Origin of the sequence: Paenibacillus sp. 598K (assembly GCF_003851045.1) — a bacterium.
In the GTDB taxonomy this organism is placed as follows: domain Bacteria; phylum Bacillota; class Bacilli; order Paenibacillales; family Paenibacillaceae; genus Paenibacillus_D.
Genome location: NZ_BFBX01000103.1, coordinates 5085 through 8395 on the forward strand (window position 1 = coordinate 5085; position 3311 = coordinate 8395).

A 3311-nucleotide genomic window follows, 5' to 3' on the forward strand; every position below is an offset into this window, starting at 1 on the left:
GGCGGCGGCTTCATCGGCGGTCTCATGACCGCCAGCGCCATCGTGCTGATGTATATGTTTTTCGGGGCGCAGGAGGCGGGGCGGGTGATGCGTCTGTCCTATCCGGTCGTCATCTCGCTGGGGCTGCTTGTGGCGGCCACGGTTGGCACCGTTGGCCTGCTGGGAGGCGATGCGTTTTTTACCCAATACTTTGATTACGTGACGCTGCCGCTGGTCGGCGAGGTGGAGCTGACGACGGCGCTGCCGTTCGATCTGGGCGTCTATCTCGTCGTCGTCGGTGCGACGATGGCTGCGATCGTGACGATCTCGGAGGATGATGCCTGATGGAGCTGCTCATGTTTGTTGTCATCGGCGTACTGATGGGCGTAGGTGTCTATCTGCTGCTCTCCCGTAGCCTGCTGCGCGTCGTCGCGTCGCTGATGCTTCTCTCGCACGGCGTTCACCTGCTGCTGCTGACGATGGGCGGACTGCGCGAGGGTGCGCCGCCGCTGCAGGATGAGAGCGGCATGGCAGCGACCGACCCGCTGCCGCAGGCGCTGATCCTGACGGCGATCGTCATCAGCTTCGGACTGACGGCGTTCCTGATCGTCCTGGCGTACCGCACCTACCGAGCGCATCATACGGAAGATCTGGAAGAGCTAAGGGGTGAACCCAATGAGTAATGTGCTGATGCTGCCTATCCTGCTGCCCTTCGTTACCGGCGCATTGCTTATCCTGCTGGCGAAGCGCTCGCTGCTGCAACGGATCGTCAGCGGCATCATGATGACCGTACTGCTCGGCCTGTCTCTCTGGTTGGCGGCGGATATCTATACCAGCGGCATGAAGACGCTAGAGGTCGGCGGCTGGCAGACGCCGTTCGGAATTGTGCTAGCGGCCGACAAACTGGCGGCGATGATGGTCGTGCTCACCTGTCTCGTCGGTCTGGTCTGTCTGTTCTATTCCTTTGCGACGATCCATCCGGAGCGCGAGCGGCATTATTATTATCCGTTCTACTTTTTCCTGCTGACCGGCGTGAACGGCTCGTTCCTGACGGGTGATCTGTTCAACCTGTTCGTCTTCTTCGAGGTGATGCTGCTGGCGTCCTACGCGCTCATGGTCATCGGCGGCACCAGGTATCAGCTGCGAGAGACGATGAAGTATGCGGTCATCAATGTATGCTCGTCGCTGCTGTTCCTGATCGCGATCGCCTATCTGTACGGCGTCGCCGGCACGGTCAACATGGCGCATCTCGCGCAGCGGATCGGCGAGCTCGGGCAGACCGGCATCATGCAGGTCATTGCGATGTTGTTTTTCCTGGTGTTTGCAATTAAAGGGGCGCTCTTCCCATTGTACTTCTGGCTGCCGCGCTCCTACTACGGTCCGCCTGCGGCCATCACCGCGCTGTTCGGCGGCTTGCTAACGAAGGTGGGCGTCTATGCGATGATCCGCGTCTTCACGCTTATCTTCAACCACGACATCGCCTTCACCCATCATCTGCTGCTGGTCGCGGTGGCGGGCCTGACGATGCTGCTCGGCGTGCTCGGCGCGGTGTCCAAATACGACTTCAAGAAGATCCTCGCCTATCATATCATCAGCCAGCTCGGCTATATGATCATGGGGCTGGGACTGTTCACCAAGCTGGCGCTGGCTGGCGCGATCTACTATATGGCGCATCATATCATCATCAAGACCGGCTTGCTGCTGATGGCCGGCGCAGCGCAGCGAGTGACGGGCACAACCGACCTTCGACAGATGGGGGGACTGCTGCGGACGCATCCGTATATGGCGTGGTTTTTCCTCATCCTCGCCTTGTCGATCGCAGGCATCCCGCCGCTTAGCGGCTTCTTCGGCAAGTTCCCGCTCATCGTAGCAGCCTTCGAGGAGCAGAGCTATGCGATCGCTATCGTCGCGCTCGTCGTCGGTCTGCTTACGCTCATCTCGATGATGAAGATCTTCACGCATGCGTTCTGGGGGGCGCAGCGTCATACGGAGGCGCAGGCCCAGGTGCGGGTGGGCAAGCTGCTGGCGCCGGCCAGCGTGCTGGTGTTGCTGACGATCGCGCTCGGCATTGGGGCACAGCCGTTCTTCACCTATGCCGAAACCGTCGCTGCCGAGCTGATGGATCCACAGGGCTATATCCAATCCGTGTTGGGGGAGTGAGGGCATGCTATATCAGATCGTGCTGAATGTAGGAATCGCTGCGTCATGGATGCTCCTGCGCAACAGCGCTGCCTTCGGCGACGCGCTTATGGGCTATGCGGCGGGCTTGCTGGTCGTCCTCCTGATGGCCAAATGGCGCGGCGAGCAGCCGTACACGCGCCGGGTATGGGCGGCTTGGCTGCTGCTCGTCGTGCTGATCCGGGAGATGGCGATCGCCAACTGGGTCGTCATGAAGATAGTGCTCCGTCCTCAGCTAGATATTCGGCCAGCCATCCTGGAGGTGCCGACGCAATTGAAGTCCTCGCTGGAGCGGGCGCTGTTCGCTACGTGCATCACGCTGACGCCGGGCTCGCTGTCGATGGAGTTCTCCCGAGAGGGCGACCGGATCTTCGTCCATTACCTCGATGTGCGCGACCGCGAGGCGGCGATCCGGGAAGTGAAGGCGACGTTCGAGAGACGGATACTGGAGGTGACGCGCGGTCATGCTTAATACGATCCTTACCGGCGTCTTGCTCCTGCTCGTACTGTCGGCGCTCCTGTGCAGCTACCGCGTCTTCGTCGGGCCGACTGCGGCCGACCGGGTCGCGGCGCTCGATACGATCGGCATGCTGCTGATCGGCTTCGTCGGCATCCTGATGGTCATCCAGGATACGACAGCATATACCGAGATCATCCTCGTCGTCGGGTTGTTGGCTTTTGCAGGCTCGGCAGCGCTGGCGACTTTCATAGAGAGGGGGGATCTGTTTGAGCGCGACTGAATGGCTGATCGCTGTCCTGGCTGTCATCGGCGGGTTGCTCAGCGTAGTGGCTGCGATCGGCCTGATCCGGCTGCCGGACGTTTACTCGCGCCTGCATGCGACCGGCAAAAGCTCCGTCACCGCCGTCGTCTTCCTCATGCTCGCCGCGTTCATCTACTTTGCCTATACCCACGGCTGGGCGGTGTGGAAGCTGCTGCTCGTGCTCGTCTTCGTCGGCCTGACGACGCCAGTCGCGGCGCTGCTGATCGCCCGCTCGGCCTATCGCAGCGGGGTGCCGCTGGACGAGCGCACGCATCACGACGAGTTGAAGCCTTACTATGTCTCGCTCGCGGCGGAGGCTGAGGACATTGCTCGCCCTGTGGAGAGTGATCGGCAGGGTGAGGGCGCGAGCAGGCACTAACCGTCGAAACGGCC

Annotated in this window: 6 protein-coding genes; all 6 read left to right on the forward strand. The window is 61.4% G+C overall.

The features are described from left to right. On the forward strand, positions 1–324 hold a 324-nt coding region (locus tag PA598K_RS26270), incomplete at its 5' end, for an MnhB domain-containing protein (RefSeq protein WP_128659832.1). Then, positions 324–662, forward strand: coding sequence for a Na(+)/H(+) antiporter subunit C (locus tag PA598K_RS26275; protein WP_128659793.1), 339 nt, complete (start codon positions 324–326; stop codon positions 660–662). The genes PA598K_RS26270 and PA598K_RS26275, both read left to right, overlap by 1 nt. Then, positions 655–2139: a Na+/H+ antiporter subunit D gene (locus tag PA598K_RS26280; protein WP_128659794.1), complete on the forward strand. Its 1485-nt coding sequence runs from the start codon at positions 655–657 to the stop codon at positions 2137–2139. The genes PA598K_RS26275 and PA598K_RS26280 overlap by 8 nt, the downstream gene beginning before the upstream one ends. 4 nt (positions 2140–2143) lie before the next feature. Next, entirely contained in the window at positions 2144–2629 is a 486-nt protein-coding gene (locus PA598K_RS26285) for a Na+/H+ antiporter subunit E (protein ID WP_128659795.1), read from the forward strand. Continuing rightward, entirely contained in the window at positions 2622–2897 is a 276-nt protein-coding gene (locus PA598K_RS26290; RefSeq protein WP_128659796.1) for a Na(+)/H(+) antiporter subunit F1, read from the forward strand. The genes PA598K_RS26285 and PA598K_RS26290 overlap by 8 nt, the downstream gene beginning before the upstream one ends. Then, complete coding sequence (mnhG, locus tag PA598K_RS26295) at positions 2884–3297, forward strand: monovalent cation/H(+) antiporter subunit G (protein WP_128659797.1); 414 nt, start codon at positions 2884–2886, stop codon at positions 3295–3297. The genes PA598K_RS26290 and mnhG overlap by 14 nt, the downstream gene beginning before the upstream one ends. The last annotated feature ends 14 nt before the right edge of the window (positions 3298–3311 follow it).